The following is a 24,396-nucleotide window of genomic DNA, read 5'->3' as shown; positions in this document are numbered from 1 at the left end:
GCCTTAATGGCGTAATTTACAGTAAAATGTCCAGACACTGTCCCTTTTGTTAAATTAAGAGCAACACATTCGATGACTGCAACGGAAAAAGTGATCATTAAAGGCTTCACCAAAGACGGCGATAAATTTCGCCCCAGTGACTGGGCAGAACGACTGTGTGGCGCAGTAGCCAGTTATGGCCCGGGGAGAAGAATCATTTTTCATCCACAGGTTAAACTTGCCTCACTGGAAGCAACAAGGTGTGTGGTAATTGATGCTCAGCTTGAAGAAGATGATCCCATGTTATTCGAGTTTCTTCTCGAATTTGCCGACGATAATCAATTACAAGTTGAAAAAGTGGCTGAGTTACCCGAATCCTAAAGACGGTTTATCTTTCATAGCCGCCTGTGTTGTGAATAAAAAACGTCTACAGATGACTCAACGAAAAACAAACCGACCCTAATCATCATGTTCAGCATCTGGCCAGTTCTGTATATAATTCTTCAATAATTTATTTTCAAACTTCGCTTTTTTCAGCAACTCTTCCACAATATCAGTAATCGATAACATGCCTTCAAGACGACCTTTATAGACCACTGGTAAATGGCGAATATTATGCTCAACCATCATATTCATTACCTCTTCCAGCGTATTATCAGGATCGCAGGTATAAGGATTAGGAGTCATTGCATCTGCAGCAGTTTTCGGCTCCCACATGGCATGCTTCTGGTGCAAAACATTTAGCAAGTCGCGTTCCGACAGAATACCTACCAAAGCCCCATTGTCCGTCACAACCAGAGAACCTATACGATGCTCCATCATTAAACGGACAGCTTTGTCCAGGGAATCTGTTGGTGTCAGGCCGATAACCGGCTTACCTTTGTTTTTGGTAATGAGTCTGACTTTCATCTGTTTCTCCGGCAACGAATAGATAATTCATTCTGCTTGAGAAGCCAGTCCGCTGGCAAGCACTTTAAAGATGTTCACGAGTCGAACGGAACTCAATTTCCGGCCAGCGTTCCATTGTCAGTTCCAGATTGACCCGTGTCGGAGCAATGTAAGTCAGGTTATCTGCCCCATCCAGTGCCAGGTTCATTGACGCTTTACGCTTGAACTCCTCCAGCTTTTTCACATCATCACAATACACCCACCGCGCCGTATGTACCTGAACTGGTTCATATGCGCATTCAACGCCATACTCGCCTTTTAACCGATGAACGACCACGTCAAACTGCAACACACCCACAGCACCGAGTATCAGATCGTTGTTATCCAATGGACGGAACAACTGGGTAGCGCCTTCTTCACTAAGCTGTTGCAAGCCTTTTAATAAGGCTTTGTTTTTTAATGGATCCTTTAAACGAACTCGACGGAACAACTCCGGTGCAAAGTACGGAATACCGGTGAACTGTAAATCTTCTCCCTGTGTAAAGGTATCGCCAATCTGGATGGTGCCATGATTATGCAAACCGAGAATATCGCCCGGCCAGGCTTCTTCCGCCTGTTCACGCTCAGCCGCCATAAAGGTGACAGCATTAGCAATCGTCACATCTTTGCCAATTCGGGTCTGACGCAGTTTCATGCCTTTGGTGTAATGACCGCTACAGACACGCATAAAGGCAATGCGATCACGGTGCTTAGGATCCATATTGGCCTGGATTTTAAATACAAACCCGCTGAAATTGTCTTCTTCGGCCACTACAGTACGAGTTTTGGTTTCACGAGGCTGAGGAGCCGGTGCATACTCCACATAGGCGTCCATTAACTCTGTGACCCCAAAGTTATTCATTGCCGATCCAAAAAACACTGGTGTCATTTGTCCAGACAAAAAGGCATCCAAATCAAATTGATCACTGGCACCACGAACCAGTTCAATTTCTTCACGCAATTCTTCGGCCATTGATCCGAATAGTTCATCCAGACGCGGGTTATTCAAACCTTGAATTACTTCCCCTGCATCGGCATCTTTGCCATGCGCTTCGAACAAGCGAATATTGTCATTGTAAAGATGAAAAATTCCCTTAAAGCCTTTTCCCATACCAATTGGCCAGGTAATTGGTGCACAGCGGATATTCAGTATATTTTCAACTTCGCTAAGCAAATCCAAAGGGTCTCGGCCTTCCCGATCTAGTTTATTGATAAAAGTCAGGATTGGCGTATCGCGTAGACGGCAAACTTCCATTAATTTAATGGTACGTTCTTCGACACCTTTGGCACTATCGATGACCATTAATGCGGAATCCACTGCTGTCAGTGTGCGATAGGTATCCTCAGAAAAATCAGCATGGCCTGGTGTGTCCAACAGATTTACGATGCGGTCTTTATAGGGAAACTGCATCACTGAAGAGGTCACGGAGATACCCCGCTCCTTCTCCATTTCCATCCAGTCAGAGGTGGCATGCTTATCGGTTTTGCGTGATTTCACGCTACCAGCCATCTGAATAGCACCCCCAAATAACAACAGTTTTTCAGTCAGGGTGGTTTTACCGGCATCAGGATGCGAGATGATAGCGAAAGTCCTTCGCTTATTGATTTCATTAAGAAAATCGGCGTTTGCCATGTATCTAAATTCCCGATTTGTACAACTATTTGTACAAAAAAATAAAGTTAACTTTAAGCCCTGATCTTCAAGCAGTTTGCCAAGGACTAGAGCCAGCAAAACCTCCCATCAAAGCATTGAAAAATTTGAGCGTTATTCTAGCAAAATGACTAAGCGTTATAAATCAAACACCCAGTACTTCTTTTAGCTTTTCTAGCGCTTGCTTATGTTTGTCATCTGGCATTTTTGCCAGATTAATCTGTTTCCATTTGATGGCCGGAAGCTCACTAACATCACCTAAGTTCAGTAGCGCCCAATCCGGCTCACGGTTTTTAAACGACAGTAAAAAGCCTTTCTCACTATCGGTCAGCCCTTGGTGAATAAGCTCTACCAAACGCTCTCTAACGGCCACCAGCTCTTCAAGCGGTATGTCCGTTTCGACCATGTTTGCAAATTCACCTGCATAAATGGCCGATATATCTTTAAATTGCGGCCTGAGCAATTCAGCTATTGGCCGATTGTGGCTTGAGAGATACACAAGCAAAGCTTTGCGTATCTCATCAGTCAGGCCTTCATTTTCCAAGAGCCACTTCACATCAAATAAGTCTCTTGGATGCTGCCTGTCTAATGCTGCGCAAATTTTGCTAGCATAGAGATCGGCAAAGGCCACCACAGGCACTTCAACATAACCAAATTCGTCTTCTACCGCTGCGCAGACTTCCATCAACTGTGGCTCGTAAACCGTGCCACGTAATACGGGCGATAACTCGACTTTAATCTGCACCCCATTACGGGCGACAATCAGCCTTAGCGCATCGCGCTTTGACTTATAGGCTTCCGTCAGCTCTATATCTTTAAACGCCGCTTTTAAGTCTGCGCTAATGGCATCAAGTGCTTCGCTGATTTCCTGCAAAGCCTCATCACGGCTTTTCATGGGCAGATAGACCAGATCAATATCAACCGACAAGCGCGGAAACTCTCTGACAAAGAGATTGATTGCTGTGCCGCCTTTAAGCGCAAAACATTCCTGTTTAGCGACAAAGGGCAAAACCTGCATCAACAGTTGCACTTGTTTGTAATAAATACTGTTTCTATCCATTTCTAGCTTTCGCTTTCCATCACCATATGTGACGGAACAGTGATTAAATAATCCGTATCCAATTTGCCGCCTTTCGCCACGACACGCTTACCCGAACCTAAGTCATAGTCTTTGACGTTTAGCTTGCTAAACCAAGGATAGGCTTGGCGCTTTGCCAACCAGAAAAACAATCGTTTTACCTTCACACTTTTACAGGCTTTTAAAAGTGCATCGAGCTTTCTGGGGGATAAATTCACCAAACCTTGCATCAATTCGTCGGCATGTTCAAAGCTAACGGCATTGGGCAAATCGACCAGTAATTCCAATAGCGCTTTTTCAGGGCATGAAAAATACACAGGGGGAAGCTCTGCCTCCCATTCATGCTGTCTGATAAAGGTTTTATCTTTTAACAGCCATTCAGGCCATAACGTATTTGTGCTATGTCCCTCACATTCAACGGGTAGTGACAAACGCCCCAGCCATGATGGCAACTTACCTTGTGTATATAAATGAATATGTGGCCTATTGCCTAACGATAGATACTGCGACAATCCCGACAATGACAATGCCGACAAACCGCCAACGATAACAGAAGGCAGGCTATCCGAGCCGTTCACCTCCATATGCTGCAGAGAAGCAACCACCCCTTCCCAGCTCAGCGAACGAGAATACTGGCTATAAACGCCTGTCGCCAGCAATAGCAAGGTGTCTGTTTTTACTGCATTATCGATGGCATGGGCGCTTAAGCCTTGTTCGGCCAGCCACTTTTTAGTGGCCAACATGCCATAAGGCAGAAGCGCCTTAAGTGACTGTTTATAAACCCCTTTTGCTACATCATCATGTGAAGTAGTGCTGTTAACCAAGCGTACATACCTTTTTTTAGTTTACTGTCAGCTTTTTTTGCGGCGATTAACGCCGTGAAACACAATATTCGTAAACTAACATAAACTGAATTAGTTTACTACCATTAACTTTCACGGCGCCTAGCGCCGTAAATCAAATAAAAAATAAACCAGAATGGTTTAAAACAAAAGCGCTATCGGTATTAATTAAACTTTTGGGGCTAAGCTTGACACAGCGGATACAAGACAAGCGAAGCATGAGTGATTTAGGCCGCAAGGCCGCTAAGCCCCAAAAGCGCACCAGAATTTAAGCGCCCGCCTTTCGGCAAGGGCTCAAGCTTTGGCTTAATGATTCCAGAAAATAGGTACTTCCCGATATCTCGTTTCGATGGTGAATACATCGCCGCCAATCTCCATATCACGCCCCTTCTTTTCATAGTCAATATAAAATCAGGGATCTGTGTGGTTTCCTCGATCAGCTCTTCGGCATAACCCACCAGTGAGGCATAACAGCCACCTTTCAGTCCTTAGCCCGCATTTCAGGGCTGTTTGTACAATTTCTTCTGACTGAGGGTGACGCAGACTGACTTGAAAGTGTGATAGGCCAAGCTAGCTTGGCAGCACGCGTTATAAACCGTGTATTTTGGATAAAAGTCAGAACGTAGACAATTCGGTACTTGCGGCTTCAACACGATTGCGGCCAGATTGCTTGGCACGATACATCGCCTGATCCGCTCTTTCTAACAAACGCCTGCGACTCTCAGAGCCTGTTATTGCTTGGGCGACACCGATACTAACGGTAATTTCCCCAACGGTTTCGAATTCAACCATTTCAACATGGTGACGCAAACGTTCTGCCAGCGCCATGGCTTCATCCAGCGTATTATGCGATGCCAGTACAATAAATTCTTCACCACCCCAGCGGCCTAAATGGTCACTGACCCGCAGTTTTGATTGCACTTCCTCTGCAAGCCGGGTTAAAACCTGATCGCCCATATCATGACCATAGGTATCATTGACCGATTTAAAGTGGTCTACATCAAACAGTAATACCGAGCATGGATGTCCATAACGTTCGGCTGCGGCCAATTCGGCATCGATGGCCAATTCCATTCGATAGCGATTCCAGATTCGGGTCAGAGTATCCGTATGCGCAATCTCTTTAAGCTGTTTATTAGCACGTTGTAATTCTTTGTTGAGTCGGTTGATTTGATGCACCGTAATCGCTACTGCCAAATCTTCAGCCAGATCCTGAGCCGCATGCTGTTCATTTACTGACCAGCGTTGAGCTTCACTCTCTATGGTTTCTACCCAAACTTCATGGCCACGCTCTTCAACACGATGCAGTGGATTCGAGGTCTCAGCTTCTATTATCTGTTTTTTTCCCACCCAACTGCATTGCATTTTCTCAGTGTCACGAAACAACAAAAGCCATCCGGATTGGTTGTGCTCTATTGGTAAAGGCACAGCCAATAGACCTGCTCGTTTTCGTAGGTTAACCAGGTTATCCAAGGGGCTTTTTGACAGATGGTCACAAGCCCAGCAGGCCTTATGGCCGACATTTTCTGTAAGCCACTTACCCACAATATCCAATTCATAGTTATCCAGGGTTTCCCCGGCGCATCGCACTTGCTCCTGATATAACAAAGCGATGCCACAGCAATTAAACAACTCCATCCAGTTTTTGCCATATTTATCGAGCAGTGTTGTGGGCTGGACAACTTTGTCACGTTCCGCTGAGAGCAGTTCACGGCTATTTAATACCTGCTCCAGAAACTGGGCCTGTTGTCGGGCTTGCAATAAAAATAATCGTTGAGATGCCATTTGCACAAGATTAAAGGCAGCATCGCGTTCCGCTGCCGAGATATCACTCGCAGCGAAATGATGACAGGTCAGAATGCCCCATAGCCGTTGTTCATCTGTTATCGCGATGGATAATGAAGCGCCGACATTTATCTCGCAAAGATACTGGTAGTGAAATGGAGATAATGTTCTGAGTACACCGGCTGTTAAATCCGGTGTTGGCAAATTGATTGAGTCTGAAGTCGGCACCAATGGCACGACCTTGGCGTTGACATCGGGTACGTGACGCAATGGATTAACCGCATACCGATCTCTTACTATGGCGGGGATATCACTGGCAGGAAACCGGTAATTCAATAAACTTCTGGCAGGCTCACGACACTCTTCCGCAATTGCTGTGCGTTGCCAGTGCGAATCAAACTGGCATAACAACACGCGATCATAGCCCGTCACGGCCTGTACACTTTGCACCAGCATTTGTTGCAACTGACCAATTTGCTGAACCTGTGCCAAACGACTCAGCCATTCATTAACGATAGGCAATAAATGCTGTTCTCCGGAACGGGAAAGCGGTTCAAATTCAACTATGATGGAATCATCATAGCGGTAAGCCATCACATGAAACCGCTGATATGATCCGTTGACCTGACGATTAATAGTAAATGCCGCGGAAAGACGTGTGTTTTTAGTGAGCGCCTGCTGCAAGCGGTGTTGTAATTTGCCACCCAGAATATCTCTTGGTGACGACACCAGGGCTGTATCTATTGAAACACCCAATATATTCTGCAAATTGGCACTGACCTGGAAAACTTTCTGTAAATCAGCATCAAAACGGATTAAACAACCGAAGGGCTGGATACCTTCAATCATAATCGCTGGATGATGTTGTTCTTCAAAAGTGCTTTCCACAGAATATTCTCCAACTAAAGATTGAAGCCCTGTACTGCTAAAAGAATTGTAGGCTCAAAACAATTAAAAATCAGAATATTAATCGGAGATTTTATCTGCGCATTGCAGACAGCGGGTGACAGTCGGATCAAAAGTTAATCTAGCCTCTGTAATGGCTTCATCACAAAGATAACAAAAACCAAAATCATCATCATTGATGCGGTTTAAAGCGCCTTCTATGGCTTGCAGTTTTCGTTTAAGCCTGCGCTGTACTTCAATGGCAAGCTGTTGATCCTGCAACGCATCCATGCGTGACAAACGCCCCATTCGCGACTGATCAAGCTCCACCACATGATGTGAATCTTCAGTAAGGGATTGTTCAACTTCCTGTTTGAGCAAAAATAATCGTTGTCGATAATTTTCCAACTGCACAATATTCATTTGATTAATGAAAAGCATTTCCATTAACGAAGCAACAGGATTGGGATATCACTCATCCTGACCATCTTGGCGGTGTTGCTGCCGACCAGAAACTGGCGAATACGTGAATGACCATAAGCCCCCATAACCATCAAATCAATATCGTTATCACGTTGATACTGATGCAAAGCCGATTCTACCGCGCCTTGAATTAATGCTGCAGTAGCGTCGAAACCAGCGGATATAAGGCGTTGTTCGGCAGAATTTAACTGAGCCTGATGGTTGTTATCATCTTCAGCTACCATGACAATGTGTGCTGGCATTCCTTTTAGCAAATCACTTTCAGCAACTTTTTCCAGTGCTTTGGTAGCCGTTTCACTGCCATCATAAGCAATCATAAAACGTTGTGGAGCGTTGAATTCTGGCAAGGTAATCAGAATAGGTTTATTCAATGCACGGATAACATTTTCCAGATGACTGCCCAGACTATGCGTTTCATTTTCATGCGCCTGGCCCTGACGACCTAACACCAGCACCCGTGTATCATCTTGCAAATCAGACAAGGTTTCCATCAATCCACCATGGCGTTGATGGGTGGTCACTTCAACCGCACCATGCTGCTGAGCTAATGCTCTGGCATCCTGCAAAATGTTTTTGCCATGCTCCAAAGCCAGCCGACTACGCTTCTCGTCAAGCTCCACTAATTCTTCCAGCAGATGTTCCCGACTGCCTAAACCAATATTGCCAGACAGATTTTTACTGTTTTCAGGTTTGGGATATTCGGTCTTATCCAAAACATGTAATAAATCCAATGGTGCTTGTAACTTATAACTGACCCAGGCCGAAGCCTTACAGACAGCGGGGGAAGTTATCGAGCCATCAATACAGGCAATTATTTTTGTCATCTCTCTCAATCCTCTAGTTATCAGTGACCGGCGAGTATTTTTTCGACTTCTTCCGGCTTATCGTGCACACCAAATCTGTCGACAATAGTCGCGGTGGCTTCATTCATGCCAACCAGCTCCACTTCAGTACCTTCACGACGGAATTTGATCACGACCTTGTCCAGGGCAGAAACAGAGGTGATATCCCAAAAGTGGGCATGGGTCAAATCAATCTCGACTGTATCCAGAGCTTCTTTAAAATCAAATGCCGCAGCAAATTTATCCGATGAAGCAAAGAAGATCTGCCCTCGGATTTCATAGCGACGCTTGGTATCCTGCTCACTGAGATCACTTTTGACCACCATAAAGTGGGCAACTTTATTGGCAAAGAACAAGGCAGCCAGTAACACACCAACAAACACCCCAATGGCCAGGTTATGTGTTGCAACAACAACAATCACCGTGACCACCATGACTATATTGGTTGAAAGCGGATGCTTTTTCAGATCACGAATTGATGCCCATGAAAATGTACCAATCGAAACCATGATCATCACTGCCACCAAAGCAGCCATGGGAATCTGAACCAGCAGATCGTCCAGTACCAAAACCATAAACAGTAAAAACAAGCCTGCGGCCATCGTTGACAAGCGTCCTCGTCCACCTGACTTGATATTGATAATTGACTGACCAATCATCGCACAACCCGCCATACCGCCTAAAAGCCCTGAACCGATATTCGCAACACCCTGACCTTTACATTCACGGTTTTTATCACTGGTGGTATCGGTTAAATCATCAACAATGGTGGCCGTCATCATTGATTCCAACAAACCAACTACAGCTAACGCCATGGCATAAGGGAAAATAATAGCCAGCGTTTCAAAAGTTAACGGTACATCCGGCCATAGGAAAATAGGCAGAGTATCGGGTAAATCGCCCATATCACCTACCGTGCGGATATCGATGTTAAACACAACTGCAACAACGGTCAGCACGATAATAGTCACTAATGGAGAAGGTAATAACCGACCAATTGTAGGAACATAAGGAAAGAGATAGATAATGCCCAGGCCCACAGCTGTCATGGCATACACGTGCCAGGTAACATTCGTCAGTTCTGGTAATTGCGCCATAAAAATCAAAATAGCGAGCGCGTTAACAAAGCCTGTCACCACTGAGCGTGAAACAAACCGCATTAAATTTCCCAGTTTTAAAAAGCCCATCACTATCTGAATAACCCCGGTCAGCAACGTGGCTGCCAACAGGTATTCCAAACCATGCTCTTTAACCAGTGTCACCATTAACACTGCCATCGCCGCGGTTGCTGCAGAGATCATTCCTGGACGTCCACCCACGATGGAAATAATGACTGCAATACAAAAGGAGGCGTACAAACCCACTTTGGGATCAACACCAGCAATAATAGAAAAGGCGATGGCTTCAGGGATAAGCGCCAAAGCAACAACAATACCGGCGATCAAATCGGCACGGATATTGGAAAACCAATCTCGTCTAAGGTTTTGCAACATTAATTCAGGTTCCTGTGTTCAAAAGATTTTTTTCAGATAAAAAAGTATTGCCAAGCTGCGTGACATTTTGATGTCGACTGCATTCATTTAACTGTGGTTATGACCGGCACAACCGCATTGTTGGCGGGGACGATGTGTTAAACATCAAGGACCAGAAAGGTCCCGGGGGAAGGAATACGCTAGGGTGGATTAAGCTTCACGTCGATAATCGGGCTTGTTTGGAAAACCCGCAAATATACAGTAATTTGCTTGGCCTTCAAAACTTTACGGAAACCTTGCCGACTTAAACACCGCATTATGACCCAGATTTCTCAGCCGTTTGAATGCTACAATCTGCCCCCTGATGCAACGCTGCGGAGCACAAAGTGGAAAGCTACAATCTTATAACTGAATGGCTGGAGAACTACCCTCATCTGTACACGCTGATTGGTCTGAGCTTATTGCTCCTGGTCTCGTGGATCGCAAACTGGCTGGTCAAACGTATTCTGGTTCGCGGCGTCTATCGCATTCTCAGAAACAGTCAATTAGGCCGTTATTCATCTTTAGCAGATTCATCTTTTATCCGGCGCATGGCAAATATTGTACCGGCGCTTATCCTGTCCGCCGGGATCGTCATCATTCCGAATATTTCGCCCGTCGCCGTGGCAGTGGTACAGAATGTCACTACAGCATTTATTGTATTAACCATTGCACTTGGGATTGGCAGTTTACTGACTATTGTAAATGAGGCATATAACAAACGACCTGATGCGCACTTGAAACCGATTAAGGGTTATATCCAGGTAATCAAAATCGCTATTTATGCGATTGCGGCAATTCTGATGATTGCCTCCCTGATTGATCGTTCACCCTTAATACTGTTGTCCGGTTTGGGTGCAATGGCCGCCGTATTACTGTTGATCTTTCAGGACACGTTGCTGTCATTGGTCGCCAGTGTGCAAATCAGTTCAAATGATTTGATCCGGGTCGGTGACTGGATTGAAATGGCCCCACTCAATGCTGACGGTGATGTTATTGATATTGCGCTGCATACCGTTAAAGTGCAGAACTGGGATAAAACCATCAGCGTCATCCCCACCAAACGTTTTCTGACCGATCCGTTTAAAAACTGGCGCGGCATGCAGGAAGCTGGTGGGCGCAGGATTAAACGCAGTCTTTTGATTGATCAGCAGAGCATTCATTTTCTGTCTGACGATGAACACAAAAAACTGCACCGTTTCAGCCTGATGAATGACTATTTAAAGCAGAAACAGAAAGATATTGATAAATGGAATCAGCAGTTAGCGGAATGGGGAAAAGAACCCGTTAACACCCGAAGAATTACCAATATTGGCAGTTTCCGTGCTTATGTAGCCAACTATCTGAAGAATCATCCCAGCATCCATCAGAACTATACCTTGATGTCCAGGCAACTTGAACCAACAGCCAATGGTCTGCCATTAGAGATTTACTGTTTTACCAATACCACCAACTGGATTGAATACGAAGGCATTGCGTCAGATATTTTTGACCATCTGCTGGCGATTATGCCGGAATTTGGTTTACGGGTGTTTCAGCAACCTAATGGCTTTGATATGCGTGAACTCAGACCGCAACCATTGCCTCAGCAGGATCCTTCCGTCAGTCCAGCTTTGGGGGACACGCCGAAAACACAGGATTAAATCATTCTTAGGGCTTATTTATCTTTCATCTACGCCTCTGTTGTGAGCTGAAAAAGCGACAATCAAGGCACGAGGAGCGCCTTTTAGTTATTCTAAATAAGTGACGAGCAAAGCTTCCGCATCCTGCTCACGCCCCTGACCTACATCCATGTAGGCCACGCAGACCGGTGCGCGCCTCCCTGGCGCGCCGGCATATGATGGGCAAGGATGCCCGAATGCCGTGGTAGCAGGGATAGCGATAGCGGCCTGTCCATCCGTGGACATAAGTGGCGCTTTTTCAGTCACAACCCGAAGGGCTGGGACTATTTTTGTGGCCGTCTGCGTTGTATGAAATACTTCCCTGTATTTCACCGCTGCACGGCCAGCAAAGCTGTTCAAATGAGTTCCAGACTCATTTGTCAATCACTTATGTAGAAAGGCTACACGGCGTGCTTTCCGCCTTGCCGGACACACAAATAGCCTCCAGCAGTGGTGGAGATGAGAGATAAACAAGCCCTAGTTTGATTCACCCGCTTGAAGTTTCAGAGAAAGCTGATTGACTTAATGGATAGACCACGTTCCACTGATACTCATAATGTAGCTCAGCTTATTCTGCTTTTGGCCGGGTTAACGGCTATTGCACCATTGGCCATTGATGCCTATCTGCCAGCAATGCCATTAATGGCCTCTGAGTTCGCTGTCAGCATTCACGATATTGAACTTTCACTGAGTTTATTTCTGGCCGGTTTTGCTATCGGTCAGTTGACCGGCGGGCCTTTGTCCGATCACTTTGGTCGGCGTCGTGTCATCTTTGTTGGTCTCACATTATTCTGCATTGCCAGCATGGGCATCGTGCTCAGCCATACCCTTTATGGATTGTGGATATGGCGAGTCATTCAGGCCATTGGTGGTGGTATGGCAATCGTGAACTCATCGGCAGTGATTCGTGATATCAGCAGTGGCCGTGACAGTGCACGCTATCTGTCACATATGGCTATTATCATGATGATCGCACCATTGATCGCCCCGCTAATCGGCACTCTTTGTCTGTATATTGCTGGCTGGCATTCCATTTTTATTGTGTTATTTGTCTATGCATTGCTTATCGGATTGCTATTGCATCGCCTGTTGCCGGAAACCCGGCAAATCAGCCCCCAGAAGACATCAGCGTTACGGCGCTATATCGAAGTATTGTCGCATCGGAAAGCATTGGCCTATCTTGCAGCACAAAGTTTTACCTATGGAGGTTTGTTCAGTTTTATTACCGCCTCACCATCGGTATATATGGTCTACTTTGGTGTTTCAGCTTCGGTCTATCCGTTCTTGTTTGGCATTAATGTGTTGATGATGATTGTAGTCAATCGCATTAACGTCAGATTATTACTTTTTTACGATCCGCCCTGCCTGTTAAGACTTGGACAAATTATCCAGGTCATTACCGGCGTATTGATGCTGTTGTATATTCTGATCAGTCCAGATCCGGCATTAAGTATGATAGTTTTTGGCATCATGATATTTATTGGGTCGCAGGCGCTTATCGTCTCCAATGCCATCGCCAGCACCGTGGAATTCTTTCCCCGCAGCAGTGCAACCGCCACTGCTGTGCTGGGCTCGTTTGGTTTTTTGTCGGGTGCAGCCAGTGGCTTGCTGGTCAGTTCCCTGGGTGATGGCAGTCTTTGGCCAATGATTACCGTTATGACGGGTTGTGCCATTGCAGGTCTCACGTTAAAAACCTTGATTTTACGTAGCTGTCGACATAAGGATCCTACTCCGTCCGGCTGTTAACCTCCCATTAACCCTAGAGCATTTACTGTGTCTGGCACATAGACATTCATCTCCTAGGGAGCACGATATCTGGTGACCGTTATCAAACCGGAAATATATTTGAATAAACTGGTTTATCTGCCTTTACTGATGCTGGCTGCATGCAGCATCACACCAAAGCAACCGGATTATGCAGCGTTAATCTCTGCAGAGCAGCAACGCGTTGAACAATGGCAGAATTTTCCGCAACAAACTGACGTCGCTTATCTGAATGATTTGATTGATAGCGATATGTTTGATGGATTATTGCAGACAGCGATGCAATCCAATCCCAGTCTGCAACAAACCTTGCTTACCTTACAGATCCGTCAATCACAACTGACCGAGGCTGCAGCCGAAAAGCGTCCGGTTATCAGCAGCGGCTTTTCAGCACTCAACAGTAGTGATAGTGATGCCAGTTTTGGCGCTGATCTCAGTGTCAGCTGGCAAGCCGATTTATGGGGAAAGCTGGCCGATAATGAACGTGCTGCAGAGCTTGATATCACCGAACAAAACCTGCTTTATCAGTCTGCCCGTGACACGTTGGCAGCCGAAGTCATGCAGGTCTGGCTAACACTGATTGCCCAGCAACGTGCAATTGATATTGAACAGCAACGCAATGACAGTCTGCAGCAAACCGAAAGTTTTATTTTGCAGCGTTATCGCCAGGGGCTGGGCACACTTGAAGAGCTGGACCTTGCTCGTAGTGCGGTCGCCACTTCTTCAGCCAGGGTGGAAAGCTTAACTGAAGACTTTCGCCAGCAATCTATTCAACTCAAAACCCTGATTGGGCAGGTAGATAATCCTCAGTTTGAGCTGCCCGAAGATTATCCGCAGGTTGTGATTCCTGAAATCGACCTGCCCCAACAATCATTGAATCGTCGGCCGGACCTGTTAGCTGCCTATGCTGCCATTCAAGCTGCCAGTGCCCGGACCGAGGTTGCCTATAAAGACTTATTACCCAGTCTGAATCTGCAGGCAGTGTTAGAAGATGTCGGCAGTTCTCCACGTGCCAGTTTATTTACTGCCCCGGTATGGAGTTTACTGGGCCAGTTAACCGCACCTTTGTATCAGGGTGGACAATTACGTGCCGCGGCGGAAGTAAGTGAATTGGATACAGCAATTGCCTATCAGCAATATCGTGACACCTTACTGAATGCGGTAACAGAAATTGAGCAAGCTTTAAGTCAGGAACAAGCTTTGGTTAAACGCCAGCAACATATCGAAACCGCTTTGGCCAGTGCAGAAAATAATCTGCTCCAGTATCAGGCTAATTATCGTAGTGGCTTATTTACCATTCTGGATCTATTAACCGTGCAGCAGCAAACCTATGACTTGCAAGCACAACTTGATGATCTGATTTACCAGCGTTTATTAAATCGTATCTCCCTGGGACTTGCTTTGGGGTTGGAGGCTAGAGCATGACTAAATTTGTTCAATGGCTGGTGTTTCTGGGTGCGCTGGTTGTATTAGTTGGGGTTTATTTTCTGAGTCAATATCAGATTGATCGTTTTGCCAATCGTTCGTTACCTGTGCGGGAAGTCCCAGAAATACGACCTGAAGTCTCGGTGAAAACGGTCGAACCGGCAACACATCAATCACGTATCAGTGCATTTGGTGCCACAGAACCCCATTACACAATAAATCTGACCACCCAGGTTGCCGGACAAGTCGAACAGATATCGCCACAATTTGAAACTGGCTACCGCCTGAAAAAAGGCGAACAGATGCTGCGTCTGGAAAACAGTGATTACCGTGCAGCGGTGGCTGCAGCCAAACAACAACTGGCAGAAGCTCGGCTTGCTTATCTGCAGGAAGAACGTCAAGGCTTGCAAGCACAGGCAGAATGGCTGGCTTCCGGTTTGGAAGGAGATCCTGATTCGGAGTTGGTATTGCGTGTTCCTCAATTAGCCAGTGCAGAGGCAAGTGTTGCCAACGCCGAAGCATTATTAACCAGTGCTGAAAATGACTTACAGCAAAGCCTGATCAAGGCGCCTTTTGATGCATTGGTGATCAGCCGCGAGGTCTCACCCGGCAGTTATCTGCAAACTGGAACACAGGTGGCAACCCTGTACAGCACAGACTGGGTTGAAGTTAAAGTCTCACTGTCGGATCGTGAATGGCAGAGTTTGCCAGACGCCAATATTTTAACCACAGGTGATTGGCCGGTAACTTTGCAGGCGGTTGAAGGTTCTGCCACCTGGCAGGGAAAAGTCCTGCGGATTGAACAACATCTGGATGGTACCACTCGACAACGTTCATTGATTGTCGGGGTAGATAAACCGCTGGATCAACAACCTGCCATTTATCCGGGTGTGTTTGTTGAAGTCAGTCTGGCAGGGCGTCAGATGGATAACCTATGGCAGGTCCCAACTACCAGCCTTAGCCAACGCGGCGAGATATGGTACGTAACAGCCGAAAATATTCTGGCAAAATTCCCCATCTCGCCGGTTTTCAGTGATGAAAACTACATTTATATCCGCCTACCACAACAACTGGCTGATTTTCCCCAACAGATTTTGTTACAGCCTATCAGCAGTTATGTAGAAGGCATGGCCGTGGCACCGATTGAGATAGAAAATCATGAGTAAGCTCATCGGCCGTAGCGGTATTATCGGCTGGTTTGCCACCAATCCGGTCGCCGCCAATTTATTAATGTTGGTGGTGATTATTCTCGGCTTAATGTCGGTGGGTGATCTGCGCAAAGAGGCGTTTCCCAGCAGAGAACCGGACAGCCTGACCATTTCAGTTTCTTATGACAGCGGCTCGGCAAAACTGTCCGAAGAAGGGCTGGCAATCAAGATTGAAGAACAACTGGAAGGCATCATTGGCATTAAAACCATTACCAGTGAATCAACTCGCAGTGGGGTGACTGTGACCGTTGAAATGCAGAGAGGTTATGATCTCGATACATTGATGCGTGATGTGAAAGCCCAGGTGGATGCCATCTCCACCTTTCCAACAGAGGCGAAAAAGCCGGTTATCAAAAAAGCAGAACGGGAGGAACATGCTCTTTGGCTGCAACTCTACGGCGATACTGATCGCCATACGCTCCAACAACTTGCCGAGTCTCTCAAAGCCGATTTGCTCACCAAATCAACCATCAACCGGGTAACCATTTCAGGATGGCTGGATCCAATGATGATGATTGAAATTGATGATGGACGTTTGCAATCGTACGGCCTGTCATTAACGGATGTTGAAAATGCGATTAACACCAACTCTTCCACACCACTGACGGCGGTATTACGTAATGAAAATATTTATCTGCAGCTTAATGCTTCCGAACAGGCGTATCTAAAAGAAGATTTTGCCAGTATTCCATTAATGACGGGCGATAATGGACAGCAAATCCTGCTGGGAGATGTGGCGGATATTCTCGACAGTTTTGATGATGACACCTCCATATTGTCAAGGTTTCAGGCCAAAGAAAGTATTGGTGTTCAGGTGGTGACCACCGGTCTGGATGATATCGCTGACTCTGTTGCTGATGCCTATGATGTTGCGGAAATATGGCAGAACAGTCATAAACTTCCCACACAAGTTGAACTGGCTACCTGGTATGACCGAAGTACCAGCATTATGGAACGACTGAATTTATTGATTAAAAATGCCCTGACCGGCATTGTGCTGGTATTTGTCTTACTTGCTGTATTTTTAAATCTGACAGTTGCCTTCTGGGTAGCGATGGGCCTGCCGTTTGTGTTCCTTGGCACCTTATTTTTTATGGGTGATTCCTATGCCGGTTTATCGCTCAATTCATTTACGACCTTTGGCTTTTTGATGGCACTTGGGATCATTGTCGACGATGCCGTTGTGGTCGGTGAAAGTATCTATAGCGTTCGATCCCGCGAGGGCGATACTTTACGAAATACCATTAAAGGCACCATGCGTGTTGCGGTGCCGACCATATTTGGGGTATTTACAACTGTTGTCGCATTTTTTGCTTTATCACAAATTGAAGGCCGGCTTGGCGAACTCTATTCACAGTTTGCAGCAGTCGTTGCCATCGCTTTGGTGATGTCGTTGATAGAATCCAAATTAATTCTGCCCGCTCATCTGGCCCACTTAAATACCCACAGAAAACCTTCGCAGAATATTTTTGCCAGCGGATGGCGAAAAATTCAACATGGAGCTGATGGTGGATTGCAATGGTTTGCTGAAAAAATCTATCAGCCTGTGATCGAATTTGGTTTGCGTTTCCGCTATGGGATAGTGATGGTATTTATGATGATATTTATCATTGTTTTTTCCATGCCCTTTAATGGCAGTATACAAATGAGTTTTTTTCCTTCAATTATTGGTGATACTGTGCGGGCGAATATTGCCATGCATAAAGATGTCAGCTTTGGCCACACCCATGAAACCTTGATGCTCCTCGAGCGGGCAGCCTATGAAACTGATAAAGCCTTGCGGTCAAATGCTGATTTGACGAAAAGCGGCATAGCTAATTTACAACTGTTATCTCAGGCCGATCATAGTGGTGGCGTGACGGTGGAGCTGGCCGACGATTCACCTTATGATTTAGTACAATTTCGCAGAGAATGGGAAAAACGTGTTGGTACACCCGAAGCTGTTCGCAGTATACGGATTCAGAGTGGCCATCAGTCAGATGATGCCTTGCGGGTGGAATTACGCTCCAACGATGATGATGTACTGACGTTAGCTGGGGCTGAGTTGTATAAAGTACTTGAACCGATGCCGGGTATTATCGGTTTACAGGACAATCTCCAACCCGGCCAGCCTCAATTACAGCTGAAATTGAATCAACAAGGTCGAGCTCTTGGACTCAGTACCGATCAGCTGGCCCAGCAGATCCTGCAGGGCTTTAGCGGACAAGTTGTTCAACGTTACCAACGAAACAGTGATGAAATCGAAGTCAAAGTCCGTTACCCGGAAGCTGACAGACAAAACCCGGGAGATGTGTTGAAATCCAGAATTCGATTAGAAGATGGTACGGTTATACCCTTATCCAGTGTGGCTGATATCAGTTATGGTTTTACCCGTGACAGCATTACCCGGATTGATGCCAAACGGGCTATTTATCTTTCTGCGGATGTGGATAAGGATGCGTTATCGGTTACTGAGTTTGTTGCCCAGTTACAGCGTGATGTTGTACCTAAGCTGGAGGCCAAATATCCAGGCCTGACCATCTATTTTGCCGGTGAAGCCGCCGAGCAGGAAGAAACACAAGCTTCTATGCTAAATCTATTTTTGCTAGCGATGTTGGGCATTTATATGCTGCTGGCCATTCCGTTGAAATCCTATATTCAACCGCTGTTAATCATGACGGCCATACCGTTTGGTATTGTCGGCGCATTATTAGGGCATTGGATGAATGATCTGTCATTGGGGATCCTGTCACTTAACGGCATTATCGCGCTCAGTGGTGTGGTGGTGAATGATAGCCTGTTACTGGTGTCCAGATTTAATGATTTGAAAGAGGAACATACTGATGTACGTCAGGCGATTATGATCTCGGCAAGAGATCGTTTGAGAGCGGTATTACTGACTTCTTTCACTACCTTTGCCGGTTTGATGCCCTTGTTAGGAGAAACTTCAAGACAGGCACAATTTCTGATCCCGGCAGCGGTATCATTGGCTTACGGCATTATGTTCGCAACATTCATTACCTTGATATTGATTCCGTTGTTATTGATGATTCAACACGATGTGATGCAATATTTTCATCGTGGCAGTAAAGTGATTTTGCCTGTTACGGAACAAGGTCCCGCGTGATGATTAGTGTTTTGCTTATCGAAGATGATCTCGATCTGGCACAAACCGTGATGGATTATCTGCAACTGGAAGCTATCAGCTGCGATCATGCCAGTAATGGTGCAGCCGGTCTGAATTTACTGCAACAAAACTATTATGATGTGTTGCTGTTGGATCTGAACCTGCCACGCATTGATGGCTTGACGGTATGTGAACGGCTTCGTCATGAAGGATCGGACATTCCGGTGTTAATGTTGACTGCAAGGGATCAGCTTACCGATAAACAGGCGGGGTTTACTGCCGGTACCGATGACTATCTGGTCAAACCCTTTGAGCTTAAAGAGCTGGTCATGCGTATTCAGGCATTATCGCGCAGACGCAGTGGCCAGACGCAATTGTTAAGCTGTGGCGATCTTCACATGAATTTACAACAACGCCAATTAAACCGTGCTGGTATCAATCTGCATTTGTCCCCTATAAGCTGGCGGATTCTGGAATTGCTGTTACGCGAAACGCCCAATGTAGTCAGCCGACAGCGTCTTGAGATCGCGATATGGGGAGAGGAAGTGCCGGACAGTGATAGTCTGAAAGTACATTTGCATCATTTACGCAAAACCATTGATGGGGGTTTTGAAAAATCGCTACTTCGTACCCTGCCGGGAGTGGGCATTGCTATCAGAGCTGATGATGAAAGCTAAAATCAGCCTTAAACGTCTCATCACTTTAAGCTTTTTGATATTTGGTGGTGCCATTGTACTCGGTTATTCCATACTGAGCGCACACCTGTTTTTTCGTGGTATGGACAATATTGTCACCGGTGGAATGGAAAATTCGGCCCTCACTTATCTCGCCAACCATAAATCTATAGCTGATGATGAGCTGGTTAATTTTCGTGGCAGTCAGCTTTCCAGAAAATGGCAAGCACAACCACCAGAAATTCGGAATATTTTTAACCAACCACCACGACATAGTGGCGAACTGGTCAAACGGGATGATTCGCACTGGTTACAACGTCCTGACAAAGTATATTTCGCACTGAAGGTAGATTTGGCAGATCAGTCCGTCTATATCAGCAGAATACTTTCCCGGGAAAATGTCTCCAGTCTGATGAAACGCAATCTGGCTGAAAGTATGCGTTTATTATTGATTGTCAGCGCATTGATTGCTATCTCATTAATGTTGATCACCTGGATTTTAATGCGATTTATCTCCGCTCCAGTCGCAAGGCTGAATAAATGGACTCAATCCTTAACCCCGGAAAATCTATCATATCCAGCACCTGATTTTATGTATCCCGAACTGAACGAAATGGCAAAACTTATCCAAAACAGTTTGTCATCGGTACAACGCAGTCTGGATCGTGAACACCGTTTCCTGCGTTATACCAGCCATGAATTACGTACCCCCATCAGTGTTATTCGTAACAATATTGAATTGCAGTACAAAGTATTACAACAGGCATCTTCAACATTAAATCCAATGCACAAAGATATAGTTGATCGAATTAATCGTGCAAGTCTCACCATGCAGCATCTAACGGAAACATTGCTCTGGTTAAGCCGTGAAGATAACGAAAAACTGCCAGAATCAGTGATTGAAGTGGACAAACTAGTGCAGGAAATCACTGAAGAGATGCGCTATTTGCTACGTGATAAAACGGTTGAACTGATTATTGAAACCCATCCTTATCAATGCTCGAGCAGCGTCGTAGCTGCAAAAATTGTATTAGGTAACCTTATTCGCAACGCCTTTCAACATACCTGGGAAGGACGCATCATTATTAGCCAGTCACACTCCCGAATCAGCATTGTAAATCATCAGTTTGATGTTGATATTGAAGTGGCACCGGAGGAACTGGGGTTCGGTCTCGGATTACAGCTCACCGCACAATTAACCGAAAAACTTGGTTGGTCATACCAGAATATTACTCGTGATAATGGTCATGATGTGATCCTGGATATATCACCCGATCATGACGGCTAGCTGGTAGCTGTAGCTAGGGCTTGTTGATAAACTGACGATAAAATTGTACTGCCGTACGGCCGCTATGACTGGCACGGCGCATAGCAAATTGCTTGGCTTGTTCGTGCAATTCATCTCGATCAACGGCAATATCTACAAACAAAGTGTCGACCATGTCGAGATAAGTCTCCCAACTCGGTGGGTAAAAGGACAGCCACAGACCGAAGCGATCGGACAATGACAGTTTATCCTCAAGACTGTCAGTATAATGTACCTCTCCATCAACAACTCGACTCGCCTGATTTTCAGATTGCTGCTCTGGCAGCAGATGTCGACGATTGGACGTAGCATAGATACGCACATGTTCCGGTGGCAATTCCAAGCCACCCTCCAAAAGACTTTTAAGTGGTTTGAAGCCTTCATCACTCTGTTCAAAGGTCAAATCATCACAGAAAATCACAAACCGAAAGGGCCTGTCTTCCAAATCATCCAGTATTTCCGGTAACCAGCTAAGTTCGGCTTTATCAATCTGCAAAATACGTAATCCCTGTCCAGCAAAACGGTTTAATACCGCTTTAACCAGTGACGATTTACCGGTTCCTCTCGCTCCCCATAACAACGCATGATTGCTGCTCTCTCCCTCAACAAATCGACGGGTATTTTCAACCAGCTGCTGTTTTTGCTCATCAATTCCGATCAGTTGATCAAGCTGAATAGGATCCAAGCGGGTGATGGCTTTGAGTTTTTGAGTATGTGCTCGCCAAACGGCAGCATTGATTTGATGCCAGTCCAGATTATTCATCTGCTGTATCTCCAAGAGTTCAGAAAAAAGCCATTATCATCGTAGCCAAGTTTGCGGTTTGTCAACGGCTTAATTCAAATGCGATAGGCACCTTCACTTCAAGTTGCTGCTGTAACATTTCTTCTGGAAAAGCGGGTAATGGCTGAGCTTTTTCCAGCATTTGCATCACCGCCCGATCCAATCGTTGATAGCCTGAACTGGCATCAATGCGTGACTCTCTTATTTTTCCATCACGGGTGATCACAAAAAATAATTGTACGACGCCTTGTTCTCCTCGTCGTCTGGAAATGCCCGGATAACGTTTTTTTTCTGCCAGGGTTCTGGCCAGTAAATTAAAATAGGTTTGTTGAGCCGCCTGTTGCAGGGCCGTGTCAGCCTGACTGGATATTGAGCTGCTCTCTCTGGCTTCGCCTTGTTCTGCAATTTGCGTTTTTTCCAGCTTTCTTTCAGAACTTGCTGTGTTTTTTTGAGCTGGATCGGCGGTGGCGGCAAGTATTTCTGAAGTATTAGGTTTCGGTTCTAACTTATCTGCAGGTGGTGCAGTATTAACTGCTTTTTTTATTTCGGTTTGCTGTAAAGGTTTTACGGCTTCCATTCGATTCGTTTTTGACGGCATAGCAACTGGGTCATTATTGCGTTCCTGTATATCAGGAATCGCTGATTCTTTGTCAATATTTGTCAACGGTTCTGCTGCCGCAGTAGCCTTTTGTTTCTCTATGGTGGTGGCATCCAGCATACTGATATCAATTTCAAAACCGGCTTCATCAACTGGAGGAACCGGTTGAAGTAGGTACGGGCGTTTTAAGGAATACATACCAAACGCAAACACATGGATCGACATGGCGCTCAAAATAGCCAAAAACCAGTAGCGAAATTTAATCATGTCGAGCGCTATGGACTTGAGTAGCCAGCGAGACTTTCAATATTCCGGCAGCGCGGACCTGTTTGAGTAAAGTCGTTAATTTGGTAACGGGTACGGTTGCATCCGTTTTCACCAGCAGTGTAAAAGATTGAGCATCATTACTCTCGGATATTTTCTGTTTCAGGTGTTCGGTCAGTTTATTGGCTTCAATTAACACATCATTAACTGCCAATTGTCCTTCGGCAGAGATCAGCAAAATGGCATCATGTTCTTCCAAGACTGACTGCTGTTGTGACGTTGGTGGCTGAATTTTGATTAAGTTACTAGAATTTAATTGGCCAGCCATCATAAAAAAAATCAGCATCAAAAACACAATATTAATCAATGGAATCATATTGTCATCAAGCTGATTGCTTCTTGAAACAGGGCTGGGAATGAGGATCATAAGGCTAACCCTGCCAGACTGACCTTTTTTACGCCAATGGATTTTAATTGATCGAGAAAGTCGATCATCTGTTGTGTCGTTACACCTTCAGCAACTGAAATCACAAAAATTCCCGGAGTATTTTCAGTCAGTTTTTGTTTTATTGGTGAGAGCTTTGAAACAGGGTAACGTTGATTAGCGAACTGGTACTCCTCGGCAGATTGTAATAATAGGTAATGCTGAATTTGTATTTCATCAATGTTGTAAGATTCACTTGCAGCAGTAATATCCATCTGCCGCCAATGGGTAAACCCCGAAGACAACATGAAAAACAATAACAAGATGAACACCACATCAATTAATGGTGTCAGGCAAATGACTCGTCGTTTTGCGACCAAGGTTTGGTCAAGCAACATTTTTAAAACTGTCAGCAGATTTTGTTGGCGAGTTGTTTGTCAATGGTGCATGAGTGAAAACCTGCGTAACACCATCATTGATTAGACCGGCAACACGTTCAGTTTTTCGCTCCAGCCAATTATGTGCCAGAACAGCCGGAATCGCTACGCCAAGCCCCACTGCTGTGGTTAACAATGCTTGCCATATCCCACCAGAAAGTACCGAAGGATCAACCTGACTGCCTGCCAGTTCCATCTGCTGAAACGCCAGGATCATACCAATAACCGTTCCAAGCAATCCTAATAGTGGACTTAAACTAGCGATAACTTCGAGCGGACGTAAATAACTGCGCAGCTGATTTAGTCGCAAATTGGCAACTCTTTGCAACTCTTCCTTTAACAATTGCTCGGTGATCTCGGCACGTCTTAGTCCTTCCATGGCCATTGCCAGTAGCTCATCCAGCGGCTTAGTTTTTTTAAGTTGCGAAAGTGCTTGATCAGGCTCATTTTGTTTCCATAGGGCAATGGCTTTTTGTGCTGTGGTCGTAGATTCCGGTGATAACAACAGTAATTGCCAGCATTTAATTAATACAATACTAACGGCAATGACCGAAAATCCCAGCAAAATCCAAACGACCGGACCACCAATGTGTAGTAGTTCCTGTAAGAGTGTTAAAAGAGAGGTTATTTCAACGTCATTTATCACGAAAGCGATCCCAGTCAAAAACGATGACAGTTAATTGCATGAAAAAAGAGTCCCTTGATTAAACAGCATTAATGGTAATGGTTATCATTAAGCTTTGCAAAGAATCTTCAAATCTGTAT

General features: G+C 45.5%; 21 protein-coding genes. 8 read left to right on the top strand and 13 right to left on the bottom strand.

Annotated elements, in window-relative coordinates; translation table 11 throughout:
- The first annotated feature begins 72 nt into the window (after positions 1-72).
- The gene (locus Q7A_RS06470) at positions 73-360 is read left to right on the top strand and encodes a DUF3579 domain-containing protein (protein ID WP_014706532.1); all 288 of its coding nucleotides are present in this window, start codon (positions 73-75) and stop codon (positions 358-360) included.
- Positions 361-438: 78 nt separating this feature from the next.
- Here the strand turns inward: Q7A_RS06470 and Q7A_RS06465 are convergent, their stop codons facing one another.
- The 8 genes from Q7A_RS06465 to Q7A_RS06425 all read right to left on the bottom strand — a co-directional run bounded on the left by Q7A_RS06465 (position 439) and on the right by Q7A_RS06425 (position 9,965).
- Positions 439-888, bottom strand: coding sequence for a CBS domain-containing protein (locus tag Q7A_RS06465; RefSeq protein WP_014706531.1), 450 nt, complete (start codon positions 886-888; stop codon positions 439-441).
- Between the two features lie 64 nt (positions 889-952).
- Entirely contained in the window at positions 953-2,539 is a 1,587-nt protein-coding gene (locus Q7A_RS06460; protein WP_014706530.1) for a peptide chain release factor 3, read from the bottom strand.
- A gap of 163 nt (positions 2,540-2,702) precedes the next feature.
- A complete protein-coding gene (locus Q7A_RS06455) occupies positions 2,703-3,617 on the bottom strand; it encodes a nucleotidyl transferase AbiEii/AbiGii toxin family protein (RefSeq protein ID WP_014706529.1) in 915 nt (304 codons plus the stop codon).
- A gap of 2 nt (positions 3,618-3,619) precedes the next feature.
- Positions 3,620-4,459 (bottom strand): type IV toxin-antitoxin system AbiEi family antitoxin, encoded by an 840-nt coding sequence (locus Q7A_RS06450; RefSeq protein ID WP_014706528.1) that lies wholly within the window; start codon positions 4,457-4,459, stop codon positions 3,620-3,622.
- 633 nt (positions 4,460-5,092) lie between these two features.
- Entirely contained in the window at positions 5,093-7,150 is a 2,058-nt protein-coding gene (locus Q7A_RS06440) for a sensor domain-containing diguanylate cyclase (RefSeq protein ID WP_014706527.1), read from the bottom strand.
- A 78-nt stretch (positions 7,151-7,228) separates the two neighbouring features.
- Entirely contained in the window at positions 7,229-7,594 is a 366-nt protein-coding gene (locus tag Q7A_RS06435; protein WP_014706526.1) for a TraR/DksA family transcriptional regulator, read from the bottom strand.
- Positions 7,594-8,454 (bottom strand): universal stress protein, encoded by an 861-nt coding sequence (locus tag Q7A_RS06430; RefSeq protein ID WP_014706525.1) that lies wholly within the window; start codon positions 8,452-8,454, stop codon positions 7,594-7,596. The genes Q7A_RS06435 and Q7A_RS06430 overlap by 1 nt, the downstream gene beginning before the upstream one ends.
- A gap of 20 nt (positions 8,455-8,474) precedes the next feature.
- Positions 8,475-9,965, bottom strand: coding sequence for a SulP family inorganic anion transporter (locus Q7A_RS06425; RefSeq protein WP_014706524.1), 1,491 nt, complete (start codon positions 9,963-9,965; stop codon positions 8,475-8,477).
- Positions 9,966-10,330: 365 nt separating this feature from the next.
- Here Q7A_RS06425 and Q7A_RS06420 point away from each other — a divergent pair, with 365 nt between their 5' ends.
- From Q7A_RS06420 to Q7A_RS06385, 7 genes are all read left to right on the top strand, one after another.
- Positions 10,331-11,626: a mechanosensitive ion channel family protein gene (locus Q7A_RS06420; protein ID WP_014706523.1), complete on the top strand. Its 1,296-nt coding sequence runs from the start codon at positions 10,331-10,333 to the stop codon at positions 11,624-11,626.
- A 543-nt stretch (positions 11,627-12,169) separates the two neighbouring features.
- Positions 12,170-13,390, top strand: a complete 1,221-nt coding sequence (locus Q7A_RS06410) for a multidrug effflux MFS transporter (protein WP_014706521.1) — start codon at positions 12,170-12,172, stop codon at positions 13,388-13,390.
- Between the two features lie 72 nt (positions 13,391-13,462).
- Positions 13,463-14,833 (top strand): TolC family protein, encoded by a 1,371-nt coding sequence (locus Q7A_RS06405; RefSeq protein ID WP_014706520.1) that lies wholly within the window; start codon positions 13,463-13,465, stop codon positions 14,831-14,833.
- A complete protein-coding gene (locus Q7A_RS06400; RefSeq protein ID WP_014706519.1) occupies positions 14,830-15,999 on the top strand; it encodes an efflux RND transporter periplasmic adaptor subunit in 1,170 nt (389 codons plus the stop codon). The genes Q7A_RS06405 and Q7A_RS06400 overlap by 4 nt, the downstream gene beginning before the upstream one ends.
- Complete coding sequence (locus tag Q7A_RS06395) at positions 15,992-19,147, top strand: efflux RND transporter permease subunit (RefSeq protein WP_089418514.1); 3,156 nt, start codon at positions 15,992-15,994, stop codon at positions 19,145-19,147. The genes Q7A_RS06400 and Q7A_RS06395 overlap by 8 nt, the downstream gene beginning before the upstream one ends.
- Positions 19,147-19,824 carry a response regulator transcription factor gene (locus Q7A_RS06390; RefSeq protein ID WP_014706518.1) on the top strand — a complete coding sequence of 226 codons (678 nt, stop codon included), beginning with the start codon at positions 19,147-19,149 and terminating at the stop codon, positions 19,822-19,824. Before Q7A_RS06395 ends, Q7A_RS06390 begins: the two co-directional genes overlap by 1 nt.
- Positions 19,811-21,109, top strand: a complete 1,299-nt coding sequence (locus tag Q7A_RS06385) for a sensor histidine kinase (protein ID WP_238595958.1) — start codon at positions 19,811-19,813, stop codon at positions 21,107-21,109. The genes Q7A_RS06390 and Q7A_RS06385 overlap by 14 nt, the downstream gene beginning before the upstream one ends.
- 13 nt (positions 21,110-21,122) lie before the next feature.
- On the opposite strand, the gene Q7A_RS06380 is transcribed toward Q7A_RS06385, so the two are convergent.
- The 5 genes from Q7A_RS06380 to Q7A_RS06360 all read right to left on the bottom strand — a co-directional run bounded on the left by Q7A_RS06380 (position 21,123) and on the right by Q7A_RS06360 (position 24,277).
- A complete protein-coding gene (locus Q7A_RS06380) occupies positions 21,123-21,890 on the bottom strand; it encodes an ATP-binding protein (protein WP_014706516.1) in 768 nt (255 codons plus the stop codon).
- Positions 21,891-21,951: 61 nt separating this feature from the next.
- Positions 21,952-22,773 carry an energy transducer TonB gene (locus Q7A_RS06375; RefSeq protein ID WP_048480981.1) on the bottom strand — a complete coding sequence of 274 codons (822 nt, stop codon included), beginning with the start codon at positions 22,771-22,773 and terminating at the stop codon, positions 21,952-21,954.
- Positions 22,766-23,197, bottom strand: a complete 432-nt coding sequence (locus tag Q7A_RS06370; protein ID WP_014706514.1) for an ExbD/TolR family protein — start codon at positions 23,195-23,197, stop codon at positions 22,766-22,768. The genes Q7A_RS06375 and Q7A_RS06370 overlap by 8 nt, the downstream gene beginning before the upstream one ends.
- On the bottom strand, positions 23,194-23,592 hold the full coding sequence (locus tag Q7A_RS06365) for an ExbD/TolR family protein (RefSeq protein ID WP_014706513.1): 399 nt from the start codon (positions 23,590-23,592) through the stop codon (positions 23,194-23,196). Before Q7A_RS06365 ends, Q7A_RS06370 begins: the two co-directional genes overlap by 4 nt.
- A complete protein-coding gene (locus Q7A_RS06360; RefSeq protein ID WP_014706512.1) occupies positions 23,582-24,277 on the bottom strand; it encodes a MotA/TolQ/ExbB proton channel family protein in 696 nt (231 codons plus the stop codon). Before Q7A_RS06360 ends, Q7A_RS06365 begins: the two co-directional genes overlap by 11 nt.
- Positions 24,278-24,396 lie beyond the last annotated feature (119 nt).

The organism is Methylophaga nitratireducenticrescens (genome assembly GCF_000260985.4).
Classification (GTDB): domain Bacteria; phylum Pseudomonadota; class Gammaproteobacteria; order Nitrosococcales; family Methylophagaceae; genus Methylophaga; species Methylophaga nitratireducenticrescens.
The sequence above is the reverse complement of the archived record's forward strand: the minus strand, read 5'-3'. Positions and strand labels throughout refer to the sequence as shown.

Bases quoted from the DNA above. Each gene is read 5' to 3' on its own strand.
- Q7A_RS06470 (WP_014706532.1), top strand. From the start codon at position 73: ATGACTGCAACGGAAAAAGTGATCATTAAAGGCTTCACCAAAGACGGC.
- Q7A_RS06465 (WP_014706531.1), bottom strand. From the start codon at position 888: ATGAAAGTCAGACTCATTACCAAAAACAAAGGTAAGCCGGTTATCGGC.
- Q7A_RS06460 (WP_014706530.1), bottom strand. From the start codon at position 2,539: ATGGCAAACGCCGATTTTCTTAATGAAATCAATAAGCGAAGGACTTTC.
- Q7A_RS06455 (WP_014706529.1), bottom strand. From the start codon at position 3,617: ATGGATAGAAACAGTATTTATTACAAACAAGTGCAACTGTTGATGCAG.
- Q7A_RS06435 (WP_014706526.1), bottom strand. From the start codon at position 7,594: ATGGAAATGCTTTTCATTAATCAAATGAATATTGTGCAGTTGGAAAAT.
- Q7A_RS06430 (WP_014706525.1), bottom strand. From the start codon at position 8,454: ATGACAAAAATAATTGCCTGTATTGATGGCTCGATAACTTCCCCCGCT.
- Q7A_RS06425 (WP_014706524.1), bottom strand. From the start codon at position 9,965: ATGTTGCAAAACCTTAGACGAGATTGGTTTTCCAATATCCGTGCCGAT.
- Q7A_RS06410 (WP_014706521.1), top strand. From the start codon at position 12,170: ATGGATAGACCACGTTCCACTGATACTCATAATGTAGCTCAGCTTATT.
- Q7A_RS06400 (WP_014706519.1), top strand. From the start codon at position 14,830: ATGACTAAATTTGTTCAATGGCTGGTGTTTCTGGGTGCGCTGGTTGTA.
- Q7A_RS06395 (WP_089418514.1), top strand. From the start codon at position 15,992: ATGAGTAAGCTCATCGGCCGTAGCGGTATTATCGGCTGGTTTGCCACC.
- Q7A_RS06390 (WP_014706518.1), top strand. From the start codon at position 19,147: ATGATTAGTGTTTTGCTTATCGAAGATGATCTCGATCTGGCACAAACC.
- Q7A_RS06385 (WP_238595958.1), top strand. From the start codon at position 19,811: ATGATGAAAGCTAAAATCAGCCTTAAACGTCTCATCACTTTAAGCTTT.
- Q7A_RS06380 (WP_014706516.1), bottom strand. From the start codon at position 21,890: ATGAATAATCTGGACTGGCATCAAATCAATGCTGCCGTTTGGCGAGCA.
- Q7A_RS06375 (WP_048480981.1), bottom strand. From the start codon at position 22,773: ATGATTAAATTTCGCTACTGGTTTTTGGCTATTTTGAGCGCCATGTCG.
- Q7A_RS06370 (WP_014706514.1), bottom strand. From the start codon at position 23,197: ATGATCCTCATTCCCAGCCCTGTTTCAAGAAGCAATCAGCTTGATGAC.
- Q7A_RS06365 (WP_014706513.1), bottom strand. From the start codon at position 23,592: ATGTTGCTTGACCAAACCTTGGTCGCAAAACGACGAGTCATTTGCCTG.